Origin of the sequence: Kordiimonas pumila (assembly GCF_015240255.1) — a bacterium.
Lineage (GTDB): Bacteria > Pseudomonadota > Alphaproteobacteria > Sphingomonadales > Kordiimonadaceae > Kordiimonas > Kordiimonas pumila.
Genome location: NZ_CP061205.1, coordinates 635,041 through 659,634, shown reverse-complemented (window position 1 = coordinate 659,634; position 24,594 = coordinate 635,041). Strand labels below are relative to the sequence as shown.

The 24,594-nt window shown below is 48.2% G+C and carries 18 protein-coding genes; 9 read left to right on the top strand and 9 right to left on the bottom strand.

Going from position 1 to position 24,594, the window contains the following annotated elements; all coding sequences use genetic code 11:
- Positions 1-12 precede the first annotated feature (12 nt).
- A complete protein-coding gene (locus ICL80_RS02770) occupies positions 13-891 on the bottom strand; it encodes a sulfotransferase family protein (protein WP_194214606.1) in 879 nt (292 codons plus the stop codon).
- A 156-nt stretch (positions 892-1,047) separates the two neighbouring features.
- On the opposite strand from ICL80_RS02770, the gene ICL80_RS02765 reads away from it, so the two are divergent.
- Entirely contained in the window at positions 1,048-2,364 is a 1,317-nt protein-coding gene (locus ICL80_RS02765) for an MFS transporter (protein WP_194214605.1), read from the top strand.
- Position 2,365: 1 nt separating this feature from the next.
- Positions 2,366-4,129, top strand: a complete 1,764-nt coding sequence (locus ICL80_RS02760) for an ATP-binding protein (protein ID WP_194214604.1) — start codon at positions 2,366-2,368, stop codon at positions 4,127-4,129.
- On the opposite strand, the gene ICL80_RS02755 is transcribed toward ICL80_RS02760, so the two are convergent.
- Positions 4,126-4,791, bottom strand: a complete 666-nt coding sequence (locus ICL80_RS02755) for a response regulator (protein WP_194214603.1) — start codon at positions 4,789-4,791, stop codon at positions 4,126-4,128. The genes ICL80_RS02760 and ICL80_RS02755 overlap by 4 nt on opposite strands.
- A 261-nt stretch (positions 4,792-5,052) precedes the next feature.
- Between ICL80_RS02755 and ICL80_RS02750 the strand changes: the two genes are divergently transcribed.
- Positions 5,053-7,380, top strand: coding sequence for a TonB-dependent receptor (locus ICL80_RS02750; protein WP_194214602.1), 2,328 nt, complete (start codon positions 5,053-5,055; stop codon positions 7,378-7,380).
- A gap of 311 nt (positions 7,381-7,691) precedes the next feature.
- On the opposite strand, the gene ICL80_RS02745 is transcribed toward ICL80_RS02750, so the two are convergent.
- The gene (locus ICL80_RS02745) at positions 7,692-9,311 is read right to left on the bottom strand and encodes a long-chain fatty acid--CoA ligase (protein ID WP_228073778.1); all 1,620 of its coding nucleotides are present in this window, start codon (positions 9,309-9,311) and stop codon (positions 7,692-7,694) included.
- 9 nt (positions 9,312-9,320) lie between these two features.
- Entirely contained in the window at positions 9,321-9,800 is a 480-nt protein-coding gene (locus ICL80_RS02740) for a 2,4'-dihydroxyacetophenone dioxygenase family protein (protein WP_194214601.1), read from the bottom strand.
- Between the two features lie 181 nt (positions 9,801-9,981).
- Here ICL80_RS02740 and ICL80_RS02735 point away from each other — a divergent pair, with 181 nt between their 5' ends.
- From ICL80_RS02735 to ICL80_RS02725, 3 genes are read left to right on the top strand one after another with little or no spacing between them, the layout of a single operon-like run.
- Entirely contained in the window at positions 9,982-10,767 is a 786-nt protein-coding gene (locus ICL80_RS02735; RefSeq protein ID WP_194214600.1) for a glucose 1-dehydrogenase, read from the top strand.
- A gap of 2 nt (positions 10,768-10,769) precedes the next feature.
- Positions 10,770-11,525: an SDR family oxidoreductase gene (locus ICL80_RS02730; RefSeq protein WP_194214599.1), complete on the top strand. Its 756-nt coding sequence runs from the start codon at positions 10,770-10,772 to the stop codon at positions 11,523-11,525.
- Positions 11,526-11,533: 8 nt separating this feature from the next.
- A complete protein-coding gene (locus ICL80_RS02725; protein ID WP_194214598.1) occupies positions 11,534-12,091 on the top strand; it encodes a VOC family protein in 558 nt (185 codons plus the stop codon).
- Positions 12,092-12,176: 85 nt separating this feature from the next.
- Here the strand turns inward: ICL80_RS02725 and ICL80_RS02720 are convergent, their stop codons facing one another.
- Positions 12,177-13,271 carry a helix-turn-helix domain-containing protein gene (locus ICL80_RS02720; RefSeq protein WP_194214597.1) on the bottom strand — a complete coding sequence of 365 codons (1,095 nt, stop codon included), beginning with the start codon at positions 13,269-13,271 and terminating at the stop codon, positions 12,177-12,179.
- Between the two features lie 287 nt (positions 13,272-13,558).
- On the opposite strand from ICL80_RS02720, the gene ICL80_RS02715 reads away from it, so the two are divergent.
- Positions 13,559-15,766 (top strand): TonB-dependent receptor, encoded by a 2,208-nt coding sequence (locus ICL80_RS02715; RefSeq protein WP_228073776.1) that lies wholly within the window; start codon positions 13,559-13,561, stop codon positions 15,764-15,766.
- A gap of 120 nt (positions 15,767-15,886) precedes the next feature.
- Here the strand turns inward: ICL80_RS02715 and ICL80_RS02710 are convergent, their stop codons facing one another.
- Positions 15,887-16,405: a magnesium chelatase subunit ChlI family protein gene (locus ICL80_RS02710; RefSeq protein ID WP_194214596.1), complete on the bottom strand. Its 519-nt coding sequence runs from the start codon at positions 16,403-16,405 to the stop codon at positions 15,887-15,889.
- Between ICL80_RS02710 and ICL80_RS02705 the strand changes: the two genes are divergently transcribed.
- Both ICL80_RS02705 and ICL80_RS02700 read left to right on the top strand, forming a co-directional pair.
- The gene (locus tag ICL80_RS02705; RefSeq protein WP_194214595.1) at positions 16,399-16,860 is read left to right on the top strand and encodes a helix-turn-helix domain-containing protein; all 462 of its coding nucleotides are present in this window, start codon (positions 16,399-16,401) and stop codon (positions 16,858-16,860) included. The genes ICL80_RS02710 and ICL80_RS02705 overlap by 7 nt on opposite strands.
- A 125-nt stretch (positions 16,861-16,985) precedes the next feature.
- A complete protein-coding gene (locus ICL80_RS02700; protein WP_194214594.1) occupies positions 16,986-18,113 on the top strand; it encodes an AraC family transcriptional regulator in 1,128 nt (375 codons plus the stop codon).
- 12 nt (positions 18,114-18,125) lie between these two features.
- Here the strand turns inward: ICL80_RS02700 and ICL80_RS02695 are convergent, their stop codons facing one another.
- From ICL80_RS02695 to ICL80_RS02685, 3 genes are all read right to left on the bottom strand, one after another.
- A complete protein-coding gene (locus tag ICL80_RS02695; protein ID WP_194214593.1) occupies positions 18,126-20,477 on the bottom strand; it encodes a penicillin acylase family protein in 2,352 nt (783 codons plus the stop codon).
- Positions 20,478-20,552: 75 nt separating this feature from the next.
- Entirely contained in the window at positions 20,553-22,619 is a 2,067-nt protein-coding gene (locus ICL80_RS02690) for a TonB-dependent siderophore receptor (protein ID WP_194214592.1), read from the bottom strand.
- 176 nt (positions 22,620-22,795) lie between these two features.
- Positions 22,796-24,088, bottom strand: a complete 1,293-nt coding sequence (locus tag ICL80_RS02685) for an alpha/beta hydrolase (protein ID WP_194214591.1) — start codon at positions 24,086-24,088, stop codon at positions 22,796-22,798.
- Between the last annotated feature and the right edge of the window lie 506 nt (positions 24,089-24,594).

Sequence of the window (24,594 nt, the reverse complement as noted above, 5' to 3'; positions counted from 1 at the left end):
AAATACAGCGGGTCAGGCAACGCTAAAGAGCGGCGTTTCCTCAGTTTTTGTTTCACTAATAATGCGCGCACGGCTGCCTTGCAGGTCTCGCCAGAAGTTCAACTGACTGTACTGTTCAAACAGTTCTGGCGGCAGGATGGTGCGGCGAGGCATGGGCGCCACTTTTTTGTGAACGCGGTGCAGGCCGGAAAGGCCAAGCTGAGCATCAAATACGGGAGCATCATAGATTACATTATCAAAATCATGCTCGAATGGATCTGCTCCAATAAAATCATAAACGAGAGGGATAACCTCACCAGGGCGCGAGGCCAAAAGATCATAATCTATAATGAGAAGGCGATCTGCGTGCGGGCCGTATAGCGCTTCCTTGAGCGCAGACCACGCATAACCAACAAGCCCATTTCTGCTAGCCAGAGTTTCTGTACGCGAATAAACTGTACTGCGAGACCCATGGTCATTAAAGAGACCCGTATTTTCAAAGGCATTTGACTGGTACTGCCGCTCCAGACTGTCCATCACCCAAGCTACATCCCGGACGCAGCAAAGCATCTTTGTATCTGGAAACATTTTTGTGACGGCAGATAAATTTGCGGTCCAGGCTCGATTAGTATCGAACACATGGGTGCGCCTTTCATCAAGGTCAGCATAATAACTGTCAAAAAGGCCCTGACTCAGGCGAATACGCTGCTCAGTTGACACCATCGGGGCCAACTCTGAGCCCGCACTGACTGATGAAATAAGTGTTGAAAACAAGTTCCCGACCGGGCTTGTCATCCCGGCATGAAACTGCGGGTTTTGCAAAAGAATAGCGGATAAAAGCGTAGACCCCGAACGAGGCAAGCCTGAAATAAAATTAAATACCCGGGGCGTTTTATCTTTCAACTTCGCCATGCTTCGCGCTTTCTCTTGAAGATTATGAATTCTTTAAGAAAGGGTTAACGAATGCAGAGATGAAAACAATCGCCCAAAAGGGTGATTGACGTCAGATTTATTAATCGTGAACATAAGCCTTCACATTGCGGCACATGCCACTAAGCTGGGCACCCTATGACAGACACAAAAAACACACAGACAAGCGCTTTCACATGGTGGCAGCTCTTTTCCTACGGGTTCCTGACCGCGCCTCTCGCTATGGGTGGGTTTGCGCTTGTGATGTATATTCCCACCTTTTACGCGGTTGATATGGGGCTTGGTCTTGGGCTTGTGGGTGCCGTGTTTGTAGCAGGCAGGCTTTTTGATGTGGTCACTGACCCGCTGATTGGGCACCTGAGCGATGAGACCCGCTCCCGCATTGGCGCTAGAAAACCGTGGATGCTTGTTGGGGTACCCGGCTTCAGTATCGCCGCATGGCTGCTGCTTGCGCCGCCCGAGGGGGCAGGGCTTCTATATTTGCTGATAGCGAGCGGGCTTTATTTCCTTTTTTACACTGTCCTTGATGTGCCTTATTCATCAACCGGCCTTGAGATATCGCCCCATGTGCATGAACGCTCGGTCCTTGCCAGTTCAAAAGCCAGCTTTCAGGTTATCGGTGCGCTGTTTGCTGCGGCGGCGCCAGTAGTGCTGATGCTACCTATTGGCGACACACTACCCGTTGTCGCACAGACAATTATGGTCACGAGCGTGCTTGGGCTTATTCTGTTTATGCACTCAATGCCCGAGCGGAACCGTACGGTGACCGAGCCGCGTGCGTCTCTTATTAAAGCGGTTAAAATGGTCTGGCATAGCCGCCCCTACAGAACGCTTATTTCCGGGTTTCTGATCGTTCAAAGTGCCAATGCCTTAACCGCTGGCCTTATGGTTCTCTTTATAACCCACCGCCTGAATGCTCCAAACCTTATTGGCCTTTTGATGGGCCTACTTTTACTTTCTTCTGCCTTGTTTCTGCCCGTTTGGGTGTGGGTATCAAAACGCAAAAGCAAGCAGTATGCATGGAGCTGCTCCGTTATCACATGCTCTGTGGTGCTGGCCGCTTTTGCTTTTGTCGGCGAAGGCAATGTGGTTGCCGCCGCAATGCTGGCTGCCATACTGGGGGCCTGTTTTGGCTGTGACGCCATTATGCCAACATCCATGCTCGCCGATATTGTGTATAAAGGAGAAGAGGGCGGCAAGAAACGCTTGGGCGGCCTGTCGCTTGCTGTTAAAAACTCTGTGTCCAAACTGGCCTTTGTCGTACCCATGGGGCTAGCCTTTCCAGTTCTGGACCTTGTCGGTTTTCAGGAACAAGGCCAAAACGGATGTACTGAAATGTTGACACTGGTGTTCTTTTTTTCAGGGCTACCCATTCTCTTACGCCTCGCTGCCTTATATGTTATTAACAAACAATCTGACACAGTGAGAAGCACCCAAGAAGCAGAGCCTGTCTGACATGAGTAACACACAAGGATATGACCTTCTGGATGTACGGGTAGAACAAGCCTTACTCTTGAAAAACCGAACAACTAGTTCCTGCCTGTTTGTGCTGTTTATAATCTGCAACTATTTCATCATTCTCTATTTTACCGGATATGAAAATAAAGCGGTTTATTGGCTCATTTTAGCATCAATAATGGTCGGGCTGGTGTGGCTGTACGGTGTACGCGCTAGTAGCATAACCCGCGAAACTGTAGACCGCTATCTGCACGGGCATACGCTTTTGTGTTGTATTACGGGCCTTGTGTGGGGGGGCTTTTCAATTTACTTAATTGACTGGTCGTCTTATTTCACCATTTTTGTTGCCTGTGTGCTTGTGTTCAGCATTACAGTTGGGGGCATGCTGCCCAGCTCAGCATACAGGCCCGGATATATTGGGCTCGCGCTTTTTTCCCTGCTGCCACTCGCCAGTTATATTCTCATTTATGCTAGCTGGCCAGTTCATCTTCTAGGGCTGGCTACTCTTGTGTATTTTGCCTTCGGCATGATTGCAAGCGCCCGCTCTGAACTGGATATGCGCGAAGCAATAACTGCCCGTAATTCACGAGACCTCACAGAAAAAATCAAAGCTAAAAACGAAATTATCCAACGTGTAAACGAAGAAAAAAATCGCTTTCTGGCTGCAACAAGTCACGACTTATCTCAGCCAATTCATGCACAGGGCTATTTTATACAAGCCCTTAAAAAGCAATTAACAAGCCCAGAACAACATAACTTACTTGATAAAATAGAGTTGACATGGCAACGCCAAAGCCAGTTCCTGCGCGGCCTGATGGATGTTAACCAGTTGGATAGTGGAACACTAAAAGCCAAACCAGCCCACATAAACATAGCCGAAGAAATGCAGCTTGTTATTGATGAGTTTACCGAAAATAACAAACAAAAGCATCTGAAACTAAGCTGCCATTTTGAGGCTGGTAAGATTTACACAGACCCCGCGTTTCTCAACAGAATTGTTCGTAATTTGCTGTCAAACGCCATCAAATACACACCGCCCTACGGCACTATTAACATCGAGGCACAGAAAAAGTCAGATCACACCATCATCACCATTACTGACAGTGGCCCAGGGATTCCAGAGGCTGACCAAAAGCGTGTGTTTGATGAATATGTGCAATTGGATAATAGCCTTGAAGTGACAGAAGATGGTGTTGGTCTCGGGCTTTCTATTGTTAAAAGACTATGCGCCCTGTTGAATATTCAAGTCAGCCTCGTGTCAAACCCGGGAGAAGGAACCCGCTTCACGCTCACTATCCCACAAACGGCGGCTATAGGCCTTACTGATGATAAAACCGGCACGCCCTCTGCTGGCAACGTTCAGTTTGACCATACCCCGCTTATTGTCATCGTTGATGACGAAACCGCCATACGGGATGCCATGTCTGGGCTTTTTACTGACTGGGGCTGTCAGGTTATTTGCGGCGCATGTGAAGAGGATGTTCTGCCTATTATTTCTGCCACCGCTGAAGTACCAGACCTTCTCGTAATCGACAAAATGCTAAGCCGGCATGCCAGTGGTATTGACCTGATCCATACCTTGAGAGAAGAGGTGAACGAAGACACACCTGCGGTATTGATGAGCGGTGCAGCCTTAACTGATGCTGAAAAGCAGGCCACCATAGGCATGACATTTCTTAACAAGCCTATTGCCCCCCCTGTATTACAAAGGATTTTACAGGAAGCGGTTCAAACACAAAACAGGGCTATTAAAGGCCATTAAATAAGACCAAGCGCTTGTGCCTTTCGTACACACGCCGTTCGTTTATTAACACCAAGGATCATAAATATCTGCTTCAGATGTGTCTTGACTGTATTTTCGCTGATAGAAAGTGTGTTCGATATTTCCTTATTAGACGCACCGTGGGCAATCATTTTCAGGACTTCAACCTGTCGCTTCCCAAGGGATGGGAGTGCCTCAATCAAACTATTAGCACTGTCTTCGTTGCCCCTCAGAGCACACAGGTCTGCGGCTACATCATCGCTGCCGACTACTTCAAAAAAAGCTTTGCCTCTCAAAACTGTCTCAATAGCCTTCAAAAAGGTTTCATTATCGGCTGACTTATGGACAAAACCACTTGCCCCCAGACTTTGCATTTCTGCAAGTGGTGGCGGGGTGTTTATGCCGGAAATCATCAGGATAGGGATACGCTTTGTATAAGCACGAGCCGCCGCTACAAAGGCAAGCCCATTCATCCGGTTCATAATAAGATCACAAAGCACGAGATCATAATGCTGGCCAGCTTCTAGCTGATGTAAAAGCTCTACCGGTTCATGGAAATTGGTTACAGAATAATGGCCCACCATGCTTTCGACCAGCATAGAAAGGCCTTCCAGAAACATCCGGTGATCATCAAGAACAGCAATATGTACTGTTTTTGCCACTATACCCCTTTTACCTGTATCTTACTGAACTTACCAATGCTTATAGGCAAGAAGATGTTTTTTTATCAAGTGTACGCTTTAAGCTTTTTTTATTAGAGTTTCATCTTATTACATCTTAAAAGCAGCATTAAACATATGAATACTTAACGATAACAAGACATATAATACACCCATAACATCAAAAACTCATATACTTTGGTCACTGAATAGTCGCGAAACCTTAAGAAAATGATGTGCCTTAACAAGGCTTAGGGAAGCTAAATGATTGTAAAAACTATTGCTTGTTTCATAGGTAGTATCAGCCTGTTTGATATACCAGCAATAGCCTCTGCAACGATTGTTGAAACGGGTTATATCGAAGAAGTTATTGTGACAACCCAAAAACGGGCACAGAACATTCGCACCGTACCGCTCAGTGTGACAAGCTATGATGGCGATTTCCTGAGCAAGCTAAACATGGAAGAATTTGACCGGGTGTCAGACATTACACCTGGTCTTATTATTCAGGAACAAAGCCCTAATAACCCAGCCTTTGTTATTCGCGGTATTACATCTGACAACGGCTCACCCCAGATTGCCCCCCGTGTTTCAATTTACCTGAACGGCGTTGATGTGTCTCGCTCACGCGGGTCGCATTTTGAATTGTTTGATATTGACCGCATTGAAGTTGTCAAGGGGCCACAAGCCACCCTGTTTGGCACCGCCGCTGCCATAGGTGCTGTGGCCGTAATTACCAAAAAACCACAAAAAGAATTCGCGGGCGAATTAACCCTTGGGTACGGCAACTATAATAGCATGGAAGCTAAAGGTTTTGTGACCGGTGGGCATACCAAACTACAAGGCCGGCTTGCCTTCAGCTATAGAAAGCGCGACGGATATATTGAAAATATTGCAGGCGACATTGGTTCACAGTCCGCAGGCGGTATCGTGCAACCAGACCTGAATGGGCTCGAACGCTTTGCAGTTCGTAGTAGCCTGCGCTTCATACCAAACACTGATCTAACAGTTGACCTAGTGCTCAACTATGAAAAGGATGCAGATACAGGCACAAGCTTCAAGTCTGGCACCTTTGCCCCTACAGATGGCACAACAAGCCCTTTCAGTTTTGCAGAACTTGCTGGCGGCGGACCCTTATCTGCTGATGTGCTCGGCAACGACAAGCTTGGCATTGACCGCGCGCTTTATGATGCAAACCTTACTGTTGTGTGGTCCTTGAGTGATATATGGACCTTAACTTCTATAACCGGCTACCGTGAGTTTGACAGCCTTGAAGTTTTTGACGCAGACGGTTCCCAGGCGATCTATGCCGAGTTTGCTGAAGATGCCACTGGCAACCAATTCAGTCAGGAACTGCGTGCAAATTACGCACATGAAAAATTAAATGCCTTTTTCGGTGTGAATTATTTCAATGAAAATGGCCGTGTGGAGGTACCTTTCCTGACAGAAGAAGGTACATTTCTTCAATGCGCCGCAGGTATTATCCCTGACCTGCCCTGTGTTGCACCCAGCGGCGCCGTTGGGTCTATAACAGCCGCCCAAAACCTGCCATCCATTTATTACGCCTCCAAGTTCGGTAATACGGGCAATTTCCACATATATTCGGCCTTTGCAGATGCCACCGTTGAAGCAACAGACCGACTCTCCCTAACGGCAGGTGTCCGCTATATCTATGAAACACGCGAGAGTGGCGGGTTTGCCACCTTACCAGCGTCCATCCTAACAGGTGCACCGCTGATTGACTTTGGCTATGTAGACACTGCCGGTAGCACCGTTTCTGAAAAGGATAATTTTGACGCCATTCTGCCACGCTTTAATGCGCGCTATGCCATCAATGATACAATCAACCTGTATGCAAGCGTTTCTAAAGGTCGCCGCTCGAACGTGATTGAAGTTACTTCCACAGCCGGGCCAAATAATACCCCGGTCGCTAACGCCGCCTATGTACCTGCTGAGATTACATGGAATTATGAAACTGGCTTCAAAGGCCGATTTATGGATGGGCGATTGGACCTTGCGGCCTCGCTTTTCTATCAAACCTACGATAACTTTCAGGTAACAATCCGCCAAGCTGGCATCACGCGTCAGGCCAATGCAGGAACAGCCAGAAACATTGGGGCAGAAGGAGAGTTCCGTGCCAGCATAAGCAAGCATTTTGAACTGTTCGGCACTGCCGCCTATATTGATGCAGGCATTGATGACAAAGCTGAAAATGGCATTTTTGCTGGCAATCGTTTTCGACTACAGCCTGAATGGTCAACCGCCCTTGGCGGCCTATGGACCATCCCCATCACCAGCGCAATCAAGGTAACTGGTAATGTTACATGGACGTACCGCTCTAGCGTTTTCTTTGAAATTGAAAACCAGCCAGTCGCCGGTGTAGATATCAGCGAGGGTGCCGTGCATTTGGTAAATGCAAATATTGCGCTCGCAGATAGTGAAGACCGCTGGGCTCTGTCCTTTTATGTGACCAACCTATTCAATAAAGATTATATTATTGACGCTGGCAATATTGGCGGACTGTTTGGTTCTCCCACATTGATAGCTGGGCCGCCTCGGTTTGTGGGTGTTCAGGTATCAACCCGGTTTTAAACCCAAAAAAACCCACCACAACCGGTGGGCATATCCTCAAAAAGCGTATGGAGCTGGGGGTTTTGACAGAAAGATGTGGGAAAGCACATCGGCGGATCTTCTTGGACCATTAAAAGGGGGATGCGCAGCCACGTATCAGATGCAATCCCGCTATCATTTCATTCCTAGGGGTTTCTGTCCGACAGTGATTAACTACATCTTATAAACTTCCTTGAATATAAAAAGCGTTTTTCGTTAAACCCTTTTAAAAATAATGTCTCAACTCTCATATAAGGTAAATAATCATATATTCGCAGAACTTAAAATGCAGCCTATTCGGCATCAAGGCAACCAACATAGCGTTGTCGCAGTGCCTTCTTATCAATCTTGCCGGTAGACGTTAGGGGTACATGATCAAATATGATGCGATCCGGCATCCACCATTTTGCAATGAGCGGTGCCAAATGCGATTGCACAGAATCCATAGACAGTTCTGAACCATCATGCCTTTCGATAACCAGAACCGGACGTTCTTCCCATTTAGGGTGATATACTCCAATAACAGCAGCAATTTTTATATCAGGCATGCCCGCTACGATATTTTCAATATCAATAGAGCTAATCCATTCACCGCCCGATTTAATGACATCTTTAGCGCGGTCAGTAATACGCAAATACCCATCCGCATCGATCGTTGCGATATCACCCGTGTCAAACCAGTCATCTGCATCGACCGCATCATTTTTGGCGCGAAAATAGCGCTTGATAGTCCACGGACCTCTTACTTTCAATGTGCCTGATGTCTCCCCGTCATGTGGAAGAGCATTGCCGTTGTCATCTGTGATCTGAAGCTCAACACCGAACTGCATTCGACCCTGCCGTGTCCAGATGATTTCATCAACGTGTTTTTCACCCTGCGCCGCTATGGCGGGCGTCGGCGTGGCTACAACACCAACGGGGTTCAGTTCTGTCATGCCCCAAAGCTGCAAAACCTTTACGCCGTGGATACGGTCAAACGCTTCCGCCATAGCGCGAGGAACTGCAGATCCGCCGATTACAATCCTTTGTAAGGATCCAGTACTTTTTGTGTGACGGTCCAGATAATCGAGAAACATTGTCCAGATAGTAGGAACACCACAAGTAAAAGTCACGCCTTCTTCTATCACCAGTTCATGAAGGCTGGCTGCATCCATGCGATCACAGGGCAAGGCAAACGCACAGCCATTTAAAGCACCAGCAAAAGGAAGCCCCCACCCGGTCGCGTGATAGAAACTGCTGCACGGCATAATACAGTCAAAAACATCGAGTGCAAAAGCAGAAGTAAGGCTAGAGGCCATCGCATGAAGTACCGTCGAACGGTGTGAATAAAGCACCCCTTTCGGGTTACCTGTTGTGCCAGAAGTATAACAAAGAAAAGCCGCACATCCCTCGTCAAATTTTGGCCATTCAAAATGGCTAATTTCCTGTGCAAGTAAGCTTTCTGATGACTGCGCGCCAACCGAACCAACGATTGTCCGGTCAGAGTCACTCAGCATTATATAGTGCCTGATATTTGGTAACAGAGGTGCGATCCTATCAACCAGACCCGCAAAACTGCGTTCATAAAAAACTACACTGCTCTCTGCATGCTCAATGGTGTAAATTATCTGTTCATCGGTGAGACGCGGATTGGCCGTATGAAGTATCGCACCGATACCTGGCACAGCAAACATCAACTCCATATGACGGTGCGTGTTCCAGCCAAGCGAACTAACCCTATCACCAGCCTTGATGCCCATTCGTTGAAGCATATGGGCAGCTTGGGCAGCTCGCTGTTCAAGCCCAAGATAATCATATCGCCACGTTGGTTCATCGACCAGTCGTGAAGTGATCTGCCGCCTTGGATGTGCCATTGCTGCATGCCGTAACAAACCACTTATCAGAAGCGGTGTATCTTGCATCAGACCCTTCATATATTCGGCCTACCAGTCAATCGGTTTATCGATATGATCTGCAGCATTCCCAGCCAATGCCATCTCGTACATAAGCTTTGCATCAACCACAATAGCGACGCTGCCATCTTCATTATAACCAACAAGAGGCCCATTCACTGTGGCGAACATAACCATGCCATCAGCGTCTGTATCTGGAATGTGGTGAATACCGCCGGGCTCACGTACATACCAACCAGCGCGCCCACGATCCTCACCGTAGCCAAACCCACCTTCCAACAATATACCTTCCACTGACCCAACATGCCCATGAACAGGGGCCGTATTATTCGGCCCAACTTTCAATAACATTGTGAAGCCACCAGTAAACGGGTTCAGGTTTAATAGCTTAAACCACGTTTCTTCCATAACCCAATCAAGCCAAGGCAAGTCATTGATATCAAAAAAGGCTTTCCGGTGCAGACTAGTTTGAACAATATCTGCATTTACGTTTTTTGTGAGTGTAGCCATAGTCTTTCCTTATAGATTTTGATGATCCTCACGATGCGCTACAATTTACTTTCAAGAAATAGCGGGAACCACTCAGGCAAAGCCCACGGTTGAGTGGTTCCCGCTATTTCCCCACCCTAGCATGAGCCTTATGCTTGCTTTTATTAGCTCAGAACGAAGTTGTAGGTGGGAGTGTTTATTTGTGCGGCTTAAGGATAAGATAGCAATCGTAACTGGGGCAGCATCAGGCATCGGGCGCGCAACCGCTATAACGTTTGCACGCGAAGGTGCCTCGGTTGCTGTAAGCGATATCAATAGCGAGGGCGCATACGCAACAGCACAAAATATAGGCGACCAGGCAATTCCTGTTAGTCTGGATGTAACAAGTGAACAAAGTTGGGCTGATGCAGTTAGCCAAACAATAAACAGATTTGGTCGGGTCGACATTCTTGCAAATATTGCTGGCATCGGTTTCCCTGGTACTATCCTTGATCTAAAAATGGATGAATGGAATAAGATGATCGCCGTCAATTTAACCGGCGTCATGTTAGGGTGTCAGGCTGCAATTCGCGCCATAACCAAAACTAACGGGCATGGGGCGATCATAAATGTTTCATCCCTTGCTGGCCTTGTTGGCATTTCAGATGTAGCTGGTTACTGCGCGTCTAAAGGCGGTGTAACTACACTTAGCAAATCCGTCGCTCTCTACTGTGCGGAACAAGGCCTCCCTATCCGCTGTATATCCATCCACCCAACATACGTTGATAGCGAAATGCTGGACCCTGTAGCAGATGCCATTGGTAGCCGCGAGGCCATGAAAGCTGGCATGGCAAGCTTGGTCCCGATGGGAAGAATTGCAACACCCCAAGATATAGCAAACAGCATTCTATTCGCGGCATCTGAAGAGGCCTCTATGATGAGCGGATCAGCACTGGTAATCGACGGCGCACAGCTGGCAGGGCCATCAAGCGCACATAAAAAGGATTGAACATGAATAACCGGGTTTCAGGCAAGACAATTATAGTGACCGGTGCAGGAGCTGGCCTTGGGGCAGCCATTGCTAAACGGCTTGCAGAGGAAGGGGCAAATGTAATTCGTACAGACATCATTCCCGGTGATGGCATTTTTGTGCATGACGTGACAAGCGAACAAGCTTGGCGCGATTTAATAGCAGAGACAGTAGCACGCGCAGGGCGCCTTGATGGTCTGGTGAATAATGCCGGTATGTCAGCCAGCAAAGGCGCAAATGACCCTGAAGCATCTGCATTGGAAGATTGGCGACATATTTATACTGTTAATGTTGAAGGGGTTTTCCTTGGGTGCAAATATGCCGTGCCTGAAATCGCACGCGCAGGCGGGGGAGCAATTGTAAATATGTCATCGATAGCGGCACTTGTGCCAACACCGTTCCTGTCAGCGTATGGTGCATCAAAAGCGGCAGTTGCACAGTTCACCCGTTCTCTCGCACTACATTGCTGTGAGCAGGATTATGCAATCCGATGTAATAGTGTTCACCCCGGTCAAGTGCGCACGCCAATGCATGACAAACTTATTCAGCGTACCGCAGCAGAAAACGGCATTGATAAGGAACAGGCGGCACTGGCTTTCCTGTCTAAAGTACCAATGAAAAAATGGCAGGAAGCAGTAGATATTGCAAACGGCGTTTTGTTCCTAATGTCTGACGAAGCTCGGTTCATTACGGGCACTTCAATGGTTATTGATGGTGGCATGAGCCTTACCAACTAGGAGGATACATGAACGAAATTCTTGATTTTGGGCAACCCATGGGTGGCATTATGCAAATCGCATTCATAACACCAGACATTGAAGCTGCGATTGCGCATTATACCCCAAGGCTCGCTTGTGGGCCATGGTTCGTGATTGAGCATTTTCCGTTATTGGATGCACAGTATCGTGGCCAGCCAACTGAGCTGGATATTACTCTTGCGCTCAGCTTTTCTGGCTCGATGTGCTTTGAACTTATCCAGCAAAACAATTGGGATACACCTTCAGTTTATAACGAGGTTCAGCAAAAGCGCGGCTGGGGGTTCCATCATTTTGCAATAGCATGCAGTAATTTTGATGACGACGTTGCTCGGTATAAGGCTCTGGGTCATGACATGGCTCTTTTCGGTGTAGCGGGCGTTGGTGCACGGGCTGCCTATATGGATACAAGCAATGTGCTGCCTGGCATGATTGAGCTTATAGAGATGACGGATAAAACCGAGGCGTTTTTTGCCATGATGAAATCTGCCGCAGAAAACTGGGATGGCACTGACCCTGTACGTGTTCTTACATCCGAGCCAGAATGAAGATGGCAATAGTCGAGCCCAAAGGTGAACCATCTCAATAGGTAAGGGGCGCTTACAGCAAATAAGCGCCTATTTAAGCATTATGCTAGTGGATTTGCAGTAACCTTGAAACCAGTTGTGTACGACTAGATACGCCTACTTTACGGTAAATAGAGCGCAAATGGTTTTCTACTGTTCGCAAGGAGATACCAATTTCCTTTCCGAGTGATGCATTGCATTTACCTGTTGCTATCAACAGTGCAATTTCAGCCTCTCGGTTTGTTAAACCATATTTTTGGCACGCATCCCCTATCGCACGGCTTGGGCCAGCACTTGTGGTCGTAACCAGATAAAAAACATCTCCAGAAAAAGAATGGAAATTACGAACATGGACACCAACTGTGGCATGCCCCGTCGCCATAATGTTAAAATGCTCATTTTCCTGCAGATCACCAGAAAGCAGCCTTTGTTTAACCTGCCCCAACAGTAAAGACGTACCAGGCTGCATACCGGTAAGACCCATATCATCCAGCCCTCTGGCATTGCCGTTTCGCACGACTAAATCTTCATCCAGAATCAGGTATCCCATATCTACGCCGCTTTCCCGTGCTGCCACAGCGAGCGCATCTGATAACTGTATTGATTCACGACAAGCCAAGCCATAAAGCGCAGAGCGTATAGCCGGACCCAAACGCTGAAAGTAATTGATCTGCTCAGGAAGAAAGCCCTTATCCATATGCCGCCGGTGAAATCCTACACACGCCAATTGTGTTTCAAGGCCAGTGCTGATCGGAACAGCCAAGGCAACAACATGGCCGATATTATAGGGCAGCAGAAAACTATCACGATATACAGCATCATGAACCGTGGTCGCCTCAATAGATCCTGTCAGAATAGTAGGGGCCGCAGCCTTACCATTCAGCCAATTGATCGCAGGTCGCATAACCGGGTCACGAATATATAAACCTTCTTCTAAATAGACATCCACTGAACGGGGCGCATCGCCTACATAATCACGGGCGCCAAAATGATGACTGCCCGACGACGATGTGCAAATATTGAGAAATACACCACTTCTGGCACCAAGTAAGTCAGCGACTGGGTTTAGAATACAATCACTTATTTCTGCTGAAGTCTCACAGGATAAAATCCGCTCATAGATTTCTGCAGACGGCTCCTGCACACGATATTTATACGGCATGCTAGCTTCCCCTTTTCACATACCGGATATTCCCCTTCCAGCATGCGACACCTTCCCCGGTGCAAATTTATTAGTCGACCGCTTGATCACCTTATTATTATCGCTCGACCAATCTTATTACAATCACAAAAAAGGCGGCCCCACAAGTGCTTCGATCAGCCCGAACCGGTTACTGTGAGTGTTTTCCGTTATAGTCTTTGCTCTGGTGTTACAGATATAAATAGACCGGTTATTTAAAGAGGCGTGCGCCATTTTCTGGTGTTGTGCCACAAGGGGAGGGTTAAAGAGTGACAATCATACATAATTTTTGGTCAAGCAGTTCTTGTCTCGTTGGCATCGCTATGGCCTCAATGACAAGTACAGCTTACGGACAAACTGAGACTGCAAGTGAAACAATTGGCGCCTTTGACGAAATCGTTGTGACCGCAACACGCCGGGCGGCAAATATTCAGGACGTTGCGATTGCCGTTACTGCCCATAGTGGTGACCGGTTAATCGAACTAGGCATGCGTAACACGACCGACCTTGCTGCCATGACACCAGGGTTGCAGTTTACCGCACCGGGTGGCCCGCCAGTAGCTGGGCTTATCTCCATTCGTGGTGTCTCACAAAACGATTTTGCAGGCCATATTGAACCAGCCAATGCCTTCTATATTGACGAGGTCTACCAGCCATCTAACGCTACAAGTGTTCAAGAACTGTTCGACGTAGCTCGGGTTGAGGTGCTTAAAGGTCCTCAAGGCACACTCTTCGGGCGTAACGCAACAGGCGGCCTCGTTCATATTGTAACTAATCAGCCCGGAGATACATTAGAGGGGTTCGTAGATGTTACCGTGGGCAGTTATGATCAGGTGCGTGTGGAAGCAGCTGTAGGTGGCCCTATTGCAGAGGGAGTTTCAGCTCGATTGGCCGTGCTAAAAAACAAAGCTGATGGCTTTGTAAAAAATGATATTGGCGCAGATCTTTTAGCTAATGACACCCTTGCAGGGCGTTTTCAGCTAAAACTAGAGCCAAACAGCGCCCTAACTGTTAATCTCTTTGCTGATTGGTATAAGAACAAACCTGTAGCATCAGGTGGAGCGATGATTACTGGTGCCGGGCAAGACACTGACGGCCTTGGCATACCGTTGCCGGCAGGATCTCCAACCGGGTTTGGTTATGCAGATGCTGACGGCGATCCCTACACAGGTTCGTATAATTACCCGGGCCGCTTCACCCGTGAGACTTGGACTGTCGGCGGTAAAGCAAACCTTGACCTTGGAAACGGCCTTTCATTGGCAACTGTCACCAGTTACCAAAAGCTTGATAGCGAATATGCAGCAGACAATGATTTCTCGCCTGTTGATATTGGTATTTTCTTACAAGATGCAGATGCCAAGCATTTTACCCAGGAAATTCGCCTGATCGAGGATGAAGGGGCATTTCGGTGGACTACGGGCCTCTATTATCTAAACATTAAAGGTGATTATTTTCAGGGCTTCAACTTGCCTGCATTTGCGACATATCCGAGGGCGGATTATAGCGTAGACACCCAATCTTACTCAGGGTTTGGACAAATTGAATATGACCTTAACGCAGACGTGCAGATATCCGCCGGTATCCGTGTCACACGCGACGAAAAGGATTATTATTATTCTGAAGTATGTACAGGCCCTTTATGTGCAGCCTTCATCGCTCCCGGGTCACTCGCAGCGGCTGGTGTCACCACAGATAATCACGGTGAAACCGGTGTTTCAGGGCGGCTGGCTATAGATTGGCACCCCAACAAGGATACACTGCTTTATGCAAGCATCAACCGAGGCTACAAGGCATTCAACTATAATGCAGGCTTTGTAGGGCAGGCGCCGTTAAGCGGCTTCCGCTTCAAAGGCGAAAACCTAATGGCTTATGAGGTTGGTGGTAAGTTCGATCTATTTGACCAACATGTACGCCTCAATGGTTCCTTATACTATTATGACTATTCAGATTATCAGGCGTTTGACCAACGTGGCTTTAACTTTACATTATTCAACACCAGCGCAGAAATATATGGCGGCGACTTTGAACTGTCGATACGACCGGGCATGGGCTTCCAGTTTGATGCGGGGCTGGCTTTGCTCCACACGAATGTAAAAGATATCCCAATCGGAGCGCGTATAGTTGACCGCGAAGCCCCTCAAGCGCCCGACTATACAATCAATCTTGCTGCCAGTAAGTATTTTGACCTAAAAAGCGGAAAATTGAGCGCCACCTTCAATGCAGTCTATACAGCAGACTTCTATTCGCAGCTCACCAATGCCCAAGTTACTTTAGTGCCTGGCGGTTGGTTGGCCAATGCAAGGGTTTCGCTCGAAATTCTGGAAGATCGCCTTGAGCTGGCGGTATTTGCGAACAATATATTTGATAAAGCTCGCAAAACTTTCTCGTTTGACGTATCTGCCCCCCCTCTAGGCGGAGCCTATGATACATATACTCCTCCGCGCTGGATTGGTGTAGAGGCCCGGTTAAACTTCTAAAGTCAGCGCCACATGATGTGGCCGAGCCTAATCTTTAAACCAATAATTGCGGGACCAATAAACTTTGTCCCGCAATTACTACTCCAGACCACTCTGCTTCCGTTTTTGGCAATAAACTTATTACCCGGTACTTCTAGCGATTGCTGACTGCGGTGTGATGCGCCTGTAAGCGAGGGCCTCGGCTATGTGGGGTTGGGTGACGGTGTCGCTGTGCGCTAGGTCTGCGATGGTGCGGGCAACACGCAGTACGCGGTGATACCCGCGCGCAGACAGGCGGAAGTGATCAACAGCTTTCTCAAGCATCTGTTTGCCACCTGCGTCAGGCGCGGCAATTGCTTGCAGGTATGCCCCATCAGCATGGGCATTCAGAAAGACATCTTCCTTGCCTTCAGCTTCAGCGCGGCCGTGCTGGCGCTCGCGCGCCGCTGCTACACGGGCGGCAATAACAGATGACGGTTCGCCGGTTGACGGCAGTGATAAGTCAGCGGCCGACACCGCCGGTACATCCATAAATATATCAAACCGGTCAAACAAGGGGCCTGATATTTTCGCCTGATACTCCGCCGCGCACCGGGGCGCACGACCACACGCCATCGCAGCATCATCCAAATACCCACAGCGACAGGGGTTCGTTGCCATCTTACAATTTCAGGCTTTCTGTAGAAAAGCCAACACCTTACCCAAAACGCCCTGCAACACTTGGAGAGCATCTTCTCAAAAAACGCTTGGAAAACGGCCTTTTTCAAAAAGATGTTGCCAAGAGGGTTCGTGTTGCCATTTCCACAATAATTGGATGGGAAAAGGGTAGATCGACACCAGAGTTTAAATACTATCCGGCAATCTTCGCATTTCTAGGTTACGATCCATTTCCCAAACCTAAAACGCTTGGCCAAAAAATCGTGTCTTGGAGACGCAGAAACGGTGTTACTCGAAAAGCACTTGCCAAACAGCTTGGTATTGACGAGGCCACTTTAGAAAAACGGGAGAAAGATACCGCTGTTCCCAAGGGTATCATGGCGCTGCCCTGGGGAGGGGTGTACAGAAAATATGCGCACCAGCGTCAGTGTTACGCCCCCTTGGCACATCAATACTGATGCAGAAAATTTTCATAGACCCCCCCTACCACTATGTAAATTGGAAGTTGGTTTTAGCAAATCAGTTACATTTACAGGCATTTCAGGACCATAGGGGTTTTCAGGCTTGTTTCCGGGTCCCCGGTATGAACATAGTATCTTCACGTATCTTGCATTTGCCATGCAGGGCAGACAGTATACTGGAAATTATGGTGAGTATTGCTGATACTGATAAATCCGTTTCCTTGCTCAGAAGCATTCCCTTGCTGCAAGAGACCCTGCAGGCTGTTCAAGCTGCACCGAAAAAATGTGTAAAGGCTGACAACGGCAACTATGAGAAAATACCCGGATGCAATGGTTTCAAACATCTTTATGACCCCGACACAGCCGAAGGTGGCATAGAGTTCTATGAGTTGCAGGACGGTCTCTGGCTCATTCTGGTAGACACAAAAACAAAGCAGGTCATGACATCCCGGCACAGCCTTGGCGGTAAGCTGGTGCTCACGGCTGTTCTGCAGGCCAACATTGACATATCAGACCTAGAAAATACCCGTGACGGGTCGCTTGCGAACGGGCACTGCATGATATACGGCATGGAAACAGACGGGTCTTTTGAAACCGTATACGCGCCGAGACGCACCCTCAAGTGGGTATCCGTAATCATTGACCCTTCACGCTTTTTCCCTTGTACACGTTTGGATGCTCGCGATATTCCGGCAGCGTTTTTAAATTTTCTGGAGAACGGCATTCCCATCGCCCACCGCAACATTCCAATGACCAGGGAAGAATCGCAAACCACCTTGCAAATGATCGATTGTACGCTAAAGGGCAGCTACAGAAGTGTGTTTCTCCAATCCAAGGCACTTGAACTTCTCTGTCTGGTTCTGTCCGGCTTCAAGGAAATACAGACACGTCAACCTGGCATAGTCCTGACTGCAAAAGATTATGCAAGAATAGAGCGCGCAAAGAAATACATCCAAGATTCATTCAGTGACAGACCAAACATTGAAGAACTGGCCTTCGCCGTAGACCTGACCCGCCACAAGCTGCAGTTTGGTTTCAAGCAACTATATGGGGATACCGTTGCACATGTGCGGGAAAAAATGCGACTGGAATATGCACTGAAACTGATCCGGTCTTCAGAAATGTCAATGATAGAGATTGCCCTTGAAACGGGCTACGAGCATCAGGCCAGTTTCGCCCGCGCGTTCAAGGCAGCTTATGGCATTTCCCCCATGGAAGCACGGCGGACTACCGGCAAAACGCTCCGTTAGTCCGCCAATAGCTTACTGCGCCTCTTTGGCATATAGCTTAACAGGTTCTCCAACAGCCGCTGCAGCAATATCCTTTTTCAGAAAAGGTAGTCGTAGCCACTGTTTTTCAGAATAGGCCTGAACACCATCACGGGCGAAGGGCGCCGTTTCATCCGTGGTCTGATCGGTTGCCAGAATTGCATCCGCGACCGGTGCACCATTTTCAAACGTGATAACGGCGATATATGTGGCACCAGATGCAACCGGGTCTGTATACCCTTTGCCATCCACAAGGGGCATGTCCATCACATTATAAACAGAACTGTCCGGTCCACCGTGGATAGGGAAACGCTTGCCACCCCTTACCACAAACTGTACGTCCCCAAGTGGGGCGTCCAATGCAATACCTGCCTTTTCAAGAGCCAATATGGCTTTTGCAAGCGCTTCAACAGCCTGGGTGCTATCCGCCTGAATACCAGCAGGTGTATCAAGCGGGCGAGTTGGGTCAAACTGCACCCGCCAGAATATTTTTGCCGCTGCACCGTACGTTGGGGCCCGCTTTAAAAATTCACGAAAAAGAGCAGTGCCAACACTTGTCACATCATCGCGGCGGTCCCAACCTGCCAGAACTGTACATGCTTTCTTGAGGCTGACCTCGCTCTCCTCGATCATGACCGAGGAGGTTTTCCCGCATAAAGACACAAGGTCATCAACCAGAATTTCAGCCATATAGTTTCTGTTTGCAAAAAGCATATCCTTCACGTTTTGCGCAGTAATATACCCCTCACTACTTTTTGTATGCAGCATATCCTGCACCTGCCTATGCCCCAGCCTGGTCCGGGCATTTTGCTGCGTACCCTCTCGGCCAATCAGCGGGGAATAACCAGTCAGAGGCTGGTCGGGGTTTGTATACCAGTGTGAATTGTTGGAATTTGCAACATAATCCCGCCGCACAACAAGAGGTTTCATACTTGCAGGCATAATCCCCGGACGGGATGCCGTTTCAAATACTTTGGGGCGGCATTCAGCTTTCGCACCATCCATCACATGCGCTGTAAAATAGGCACTCGCCCCCGGAATATTCAGAGAGCAAGCCTGAAGTTGCTGCATATCAAACGCTGGCGTGGAGGACATATTTGTATAAAGCACATTCCCGTCTGCATCAGCAGCCAGAGTGTTCAGAAAAGGCGACGCAACATAGTCTGTGAGCACTTTTTCAAGAGTTCCTACAGTCTGTGACCGGCCCATCTCCAATGATTGCTCGAACATGCCAAAGTTGCTTTTGTTGGGGTCAGCAAGTGCAAACGCCGTGTCATAGGTCCACTCGATACCCGGTGCCGACACCACCGGGCCAAACTCTGTTGTCCAGAACGTATGGGAAAGCGTTGTCAACTCGCCACTGTCACCAAGCACATCAATACTGACCTCTTCCGCTGTCATCGGAATTACCTTGCCATCCATCAAATACTCGGTCGGGTTATCCGGATTGAGCTGTAAACGGTAAAGCGTGGCTTTGGCGTCAGTTGCCACTGTATGTGTCCATGCCAAAGAAGCGTTAAACCCGATACCAATTAACGGAGTACCAAGGAGCGAAGCGCCCATAACGTTATAACCCGGGGCTCTGAGGTGCATTTGCATGAAGCGCTCTGGCCCTTCCCACGTATAATGCGGATTTGCCATTAAAAGCCCACCACCATCCTTTGTCATCTCAGCCCCAAAAGCATAGGCATTGCTACCTAGGCCAAGGGGCTCGTACGGTGCACCCGCATAAAGCACTTCATTTTTCAGTGCCGCAGCCTCTTTGGCAGCAGGTGGTGCTGCCGCATACAGTGCCCCCATAAACATACGCTCACCCAAAAGCATGGCGTACGCTGTGGAGCGCCGGATCATATCGTCAACAGAAACAGGCGGAATTTCGCCTTCTTTCCGGCAAACCGCAGGTCTGGTTGCCGGGGGAGTCACATCGACATAATGGTTAAAGCCGGCAGCATAGCCTTCCAGCACTGCCAACATATCCGCTGACATACCTGCTTTTGCCTTCTCAAGCTGCGCATCAGATATGGAATAATGGATAGTTAGGTCATTCACCGCATTCGGTATGCTGGTTCGCTGCGGGATATAAAGTTTTGTATTCTCTGCGGGTCCATATACACGCGAGCGTTTGCCTGCATAGGTCAAAATGGCATCTGCCACTGCACACAAATCTGTGCGCGCCGATGCATATCCGGACCCAAAACCAAGCCCGTACATATCTTCTGCTTCAATGTGAGGAATGCCATGTGCTGTAAACGTTATTGTTGCTGTAGGTGTATCCTCTGCCAGCGCTGATGCTGAAAACATAATTGCGGCACTGGGCATAATGATCTGAAGTATTCGCTGTAGCATACTGGAACCTTTATTCTTGTCCTAAACCACATGGGCCGCCAAAAGGCAGCCCATACATTTTTTCTGCGCGGAGCCCTAGTATCTGTACCGAAGGCTCGCAAGAACAGTGCGCCTATACCCTGGGTAACAACTGACCGTATTGTTACAGGTAAAGGCTTCCTTGTCGAAAATATTGGTAGCATTCAGGCCCAGCCGCCAGCTACCAAACGTATAATGCACCTGTGCATCCGCAAGGAAAGTGGAGTCGTTCGTCAAGGTATTATCGATACTTGCAAAACTTTTGCTCTGGTAGCGTATACCACCACCCAAACCGAAGCCTTCAAGCGGACCGTCTGGCACTGTATAGTCACCAAAAACAGTAATGGTATGGCCCGGCTGCAACTGACGGTCAAAACCATTGTCTGCACCATTGCTGGTAATATCAGTGTCCAGATAGGTATAAGCAAATGTCATGTCCAGCCCTGCGGTAGGTGTCACTGAAACTTCAGCTTCAAGACCCTGCGCGTTAACCTCACCCGTCTGTACCTGGAAAGACGGATTAGTGGGGTCTGTTGTCAAAACGTTTGTCAACGTCAGATCAAAGAGGGACAGGGTCATAAATCCTGGGAAGTCTTGCGGCTGATACTTCAGACCAACTTCCATTTGCCTACCTTTTGATGGCTCAAACGGATTACCACTTACGTCTGCACCACTTACAAGCTGGAACGAGGTAGAGTAACTGGCATAGGGTGCCAAACCATTCTCAAACAGGTAGGTTGCTGCAACCCTATATGTAAAGGCATCCGAATCCACTGTTGCGCGCACAGGATTTACAAACGGAATATAATCTGTGTTCACAAATGTTTCAGCAGAGTCATAACGGCCCCCTACTGTCAGGATAAGGTCACCAATTTCCACCTGATCCTGCAAATATATACCAGTCTGTGACTGACCCTCATTACTTACAGCCAAGGGATCAAGGGCCCCATAGGTCAAGCCATATTGAGGATTTACAAGTGAGATCGTATTATCGACATATGTCCCACCATTGAAAGACAGATCAACAGCCCAGTCATCATCAGAGTCTGAATAATCTACACCAAGCAAGAATCTATGCTTCGACCCGCCCATGTCAACATCATACAGAAGCTGGTTATCAATCACGATAGACTTGAGTTTCTGTGTCTTTTGACCCCGGCCCCGGTACGCAACCTGATTAACCGGATCAATGCCCAGAGAGAACATATAGCGCTGATCCAGATCAACATCATTATACCGGAAGTTCTGACGGAATGTGAAGGTATCCGTAAAGCGATATTCAAACTGCCAGCCAGCTTGCAATTGCTTCTGTTCCGCGAGGTCCCATGTATAGTCTGACAGGTAAATATCCGTCAGCTCACCGTTCACAACAGCAAAGTCCGGTGTTGCAGTTGTCTCATCATGCAAATATTGACCAAGCAATGTGAGTGTCGCCTTGTCGCCAAGGTTAAATGTAACGGTTGGTGCAATAAACTTCCTGTTGTCCGGCGAGCCGGGGACCTGTGTATCACTGTCACGCCAAAGGCCTGTTATGCGCCACCCGAAATTACCATCATCGGACACATCACCAAAATCAGCACGGGCGATTTTGCGATCATAGTTACCATAATCCAACTGGAACTCGCGCAGATCTGCGACATTTGCACGCTTGGAAGTATAGTTTACCATACCACCCGGTGCATTCTGCCCATAAAGCACAGATGCAGGTCCCTTAAACACTTCAATCGCGCTCAAACCATATGCTTCGGTCCGGAAACCAATACCAAACCCCGGTATTTGCCGCATGCCATCCTTAAAGTTGCCGAGAAGTGTGGATGAAAACCCGCGAATACTGGTGTGGTCAAACCGCGGATCAAACCCGAACTGGCTGACAACCACACCTGGTGTGTACCGTAGCGCCTCCTCAATCGTCTGTACGTTCCTGAGAGCAAGCGTCTCGGCCGTAATAATTGAAATAGACTGTGGCGTTTCAATCAGCGGTGTATCTGTTTTTGCAGCAGAATTACTGATTCTGTAACCGCTTACGTAGATTTCATCAAAAGAAAGCTCTTCGCTCCCCTCTTCTGTAGCTGCATCCTGTGCCCATGCAGAGCTTTGCATGCCACATACAGCCACTCCCATCATAAGTACCCCTAGGAACTCCCTGTTCATCAAAACCATCCTTCCTTATTGTAAGTTGTTCGGCTTTCTAACAGGGTCATGTTTCCACAAGACCTATGCACCTACTTTGCACTCTGCCCGTGTTTTGTACATTTTAGAAAAAACTATGTCCAAATTGGTATCGAAAAGTATCTTTATGCCTACTGAGAAGCTTTCCAACGGGCTACCGCCCCCGCATCCCGCAACACAAGGCCGGGGTAATGGCGCAGTGTTTTTTCCGGGAATCCATTATCTTTCTGCCGCACATAATGGTCCAGGAAAGCCAAGACAGCGCGATTCACACTTTCCAGCGTCAGAGGACCTGCCAAATCACCAAATATATCACCTGTAGCGCCGATGTCTTTAATGAGCGCAAGATCAGTAAAGTCTATATGTCGTGTCAGACGCACCCGTACTCTATATATATCAGGAATATTACCAGCCATGGTCAGAGGCTCATAAAAATAGTCACTTGCATTAAAGTCAGGTGATTGTGGGGACTCATCAGCGTCATACAAAACCCAGTCCTTATTCATAAGAAGGAACGGAGTACGCATCTCGGTGTCATATAATCTGGCATCATACTGAAACCCGTCCAGATTGATGGCGGCCTTACATCGAAGCTCATGGTGACAAGCCGCTGCAGACGTTGCGCCCCCAAAAGACATGCCCGCAAAAGCAACCTTCTCAAAGTCAATACTGTCGTTGAGAAATGCACCTGAAACCCCACTTTCAAGGTCATCGAGAACAGCGACGATATCGCGCTGCCATATGTGGAGACTATGGGTAATACGCTGGTCTTTTATAGCTTCCATAAATCCGAGGTAGGCCGCTGTACGGGCGGCGTGATCAGAACCATTCCAGAACGCCTCTTCCGCAGAGGACGCACCGTCACCCTCATATGGCACAGTATCTATCACTGTTCCATCTGCGAGAAAAACCGGAAGGGAATCGCCAGAATGTGCAATACTTACAGCAAGATACCCACTGGACGCCAGCATTTCCATCAAGGCTGTATTCTGCTGCAGATACATCCAGTAACCATGGCTGAAAATAACCAGCGGGAAGGCTTTACCCATCAGGATAGGTGCATCCTGACAACTGTTTGTTTGTAGTCGGGTCAGCGGCTTCAGAACATCACTCTGGAAGCCAAACATTTTGCCGATTTTCTCAATAATTCGTTTATTTTCAATACTTTGAAAGTATGGCGCGCGCTTGCATGCAGTGGTATTGACAGATGCCGGATACCAAAGCTGCATTTTAAAACGAACTTCTGAACCATCCTCAAAAACATGCCGCCAGTCTTCTATCCTGGTGCCCGTTGCATATGGACCAATGTGTTGCGGCCACGGGACTTCAGCGGCGGCCTCATGCACCTCAAAGCCACGAGCAGAAAACGTGCCTAACGCCCCTGAGATACAAAACACGATACTGAAAAGTCTTATAGAAAACATAGGTACTCCAATATGCCGCAAAACAGATTGCCGTGATACGCAATCCTGAAAATTCTCAATGTTTCACTCTATCCTACACCCAAAAACCGGCTTTGCCTTCCCGCCACCAATTTAACGAAAGGGGTAGCCCAGCATTCCACGTGTATTATAAAAAGGCAGGGGCAGTACAAATATATTGATCGGCTATGCTGAACTTGCCTAAAGTCATTAGGTTACAATATTTTATATCTTATCATATACTAGGTTTCCGATCCTCCGACTCCGCCACCTACGTTTTAAATCGTTTCCAAAACTCCCTTTTACAACGCAGGCGCAGGGATGGCAGAAACTCTTCCTTTGAAGTTGAGGTGTACAGGTAGGCAAGCCGACGCCCCATAACCAATTTTTCATCATACTGGATAAGATAAAAAACATAATCTAAAGCACGGATCCAAGGGTGCTATGAAATGTGTAACTATGCGTGCTGCGTGGTAGCAATTGACGACCCGTAACTATTTGATTATATT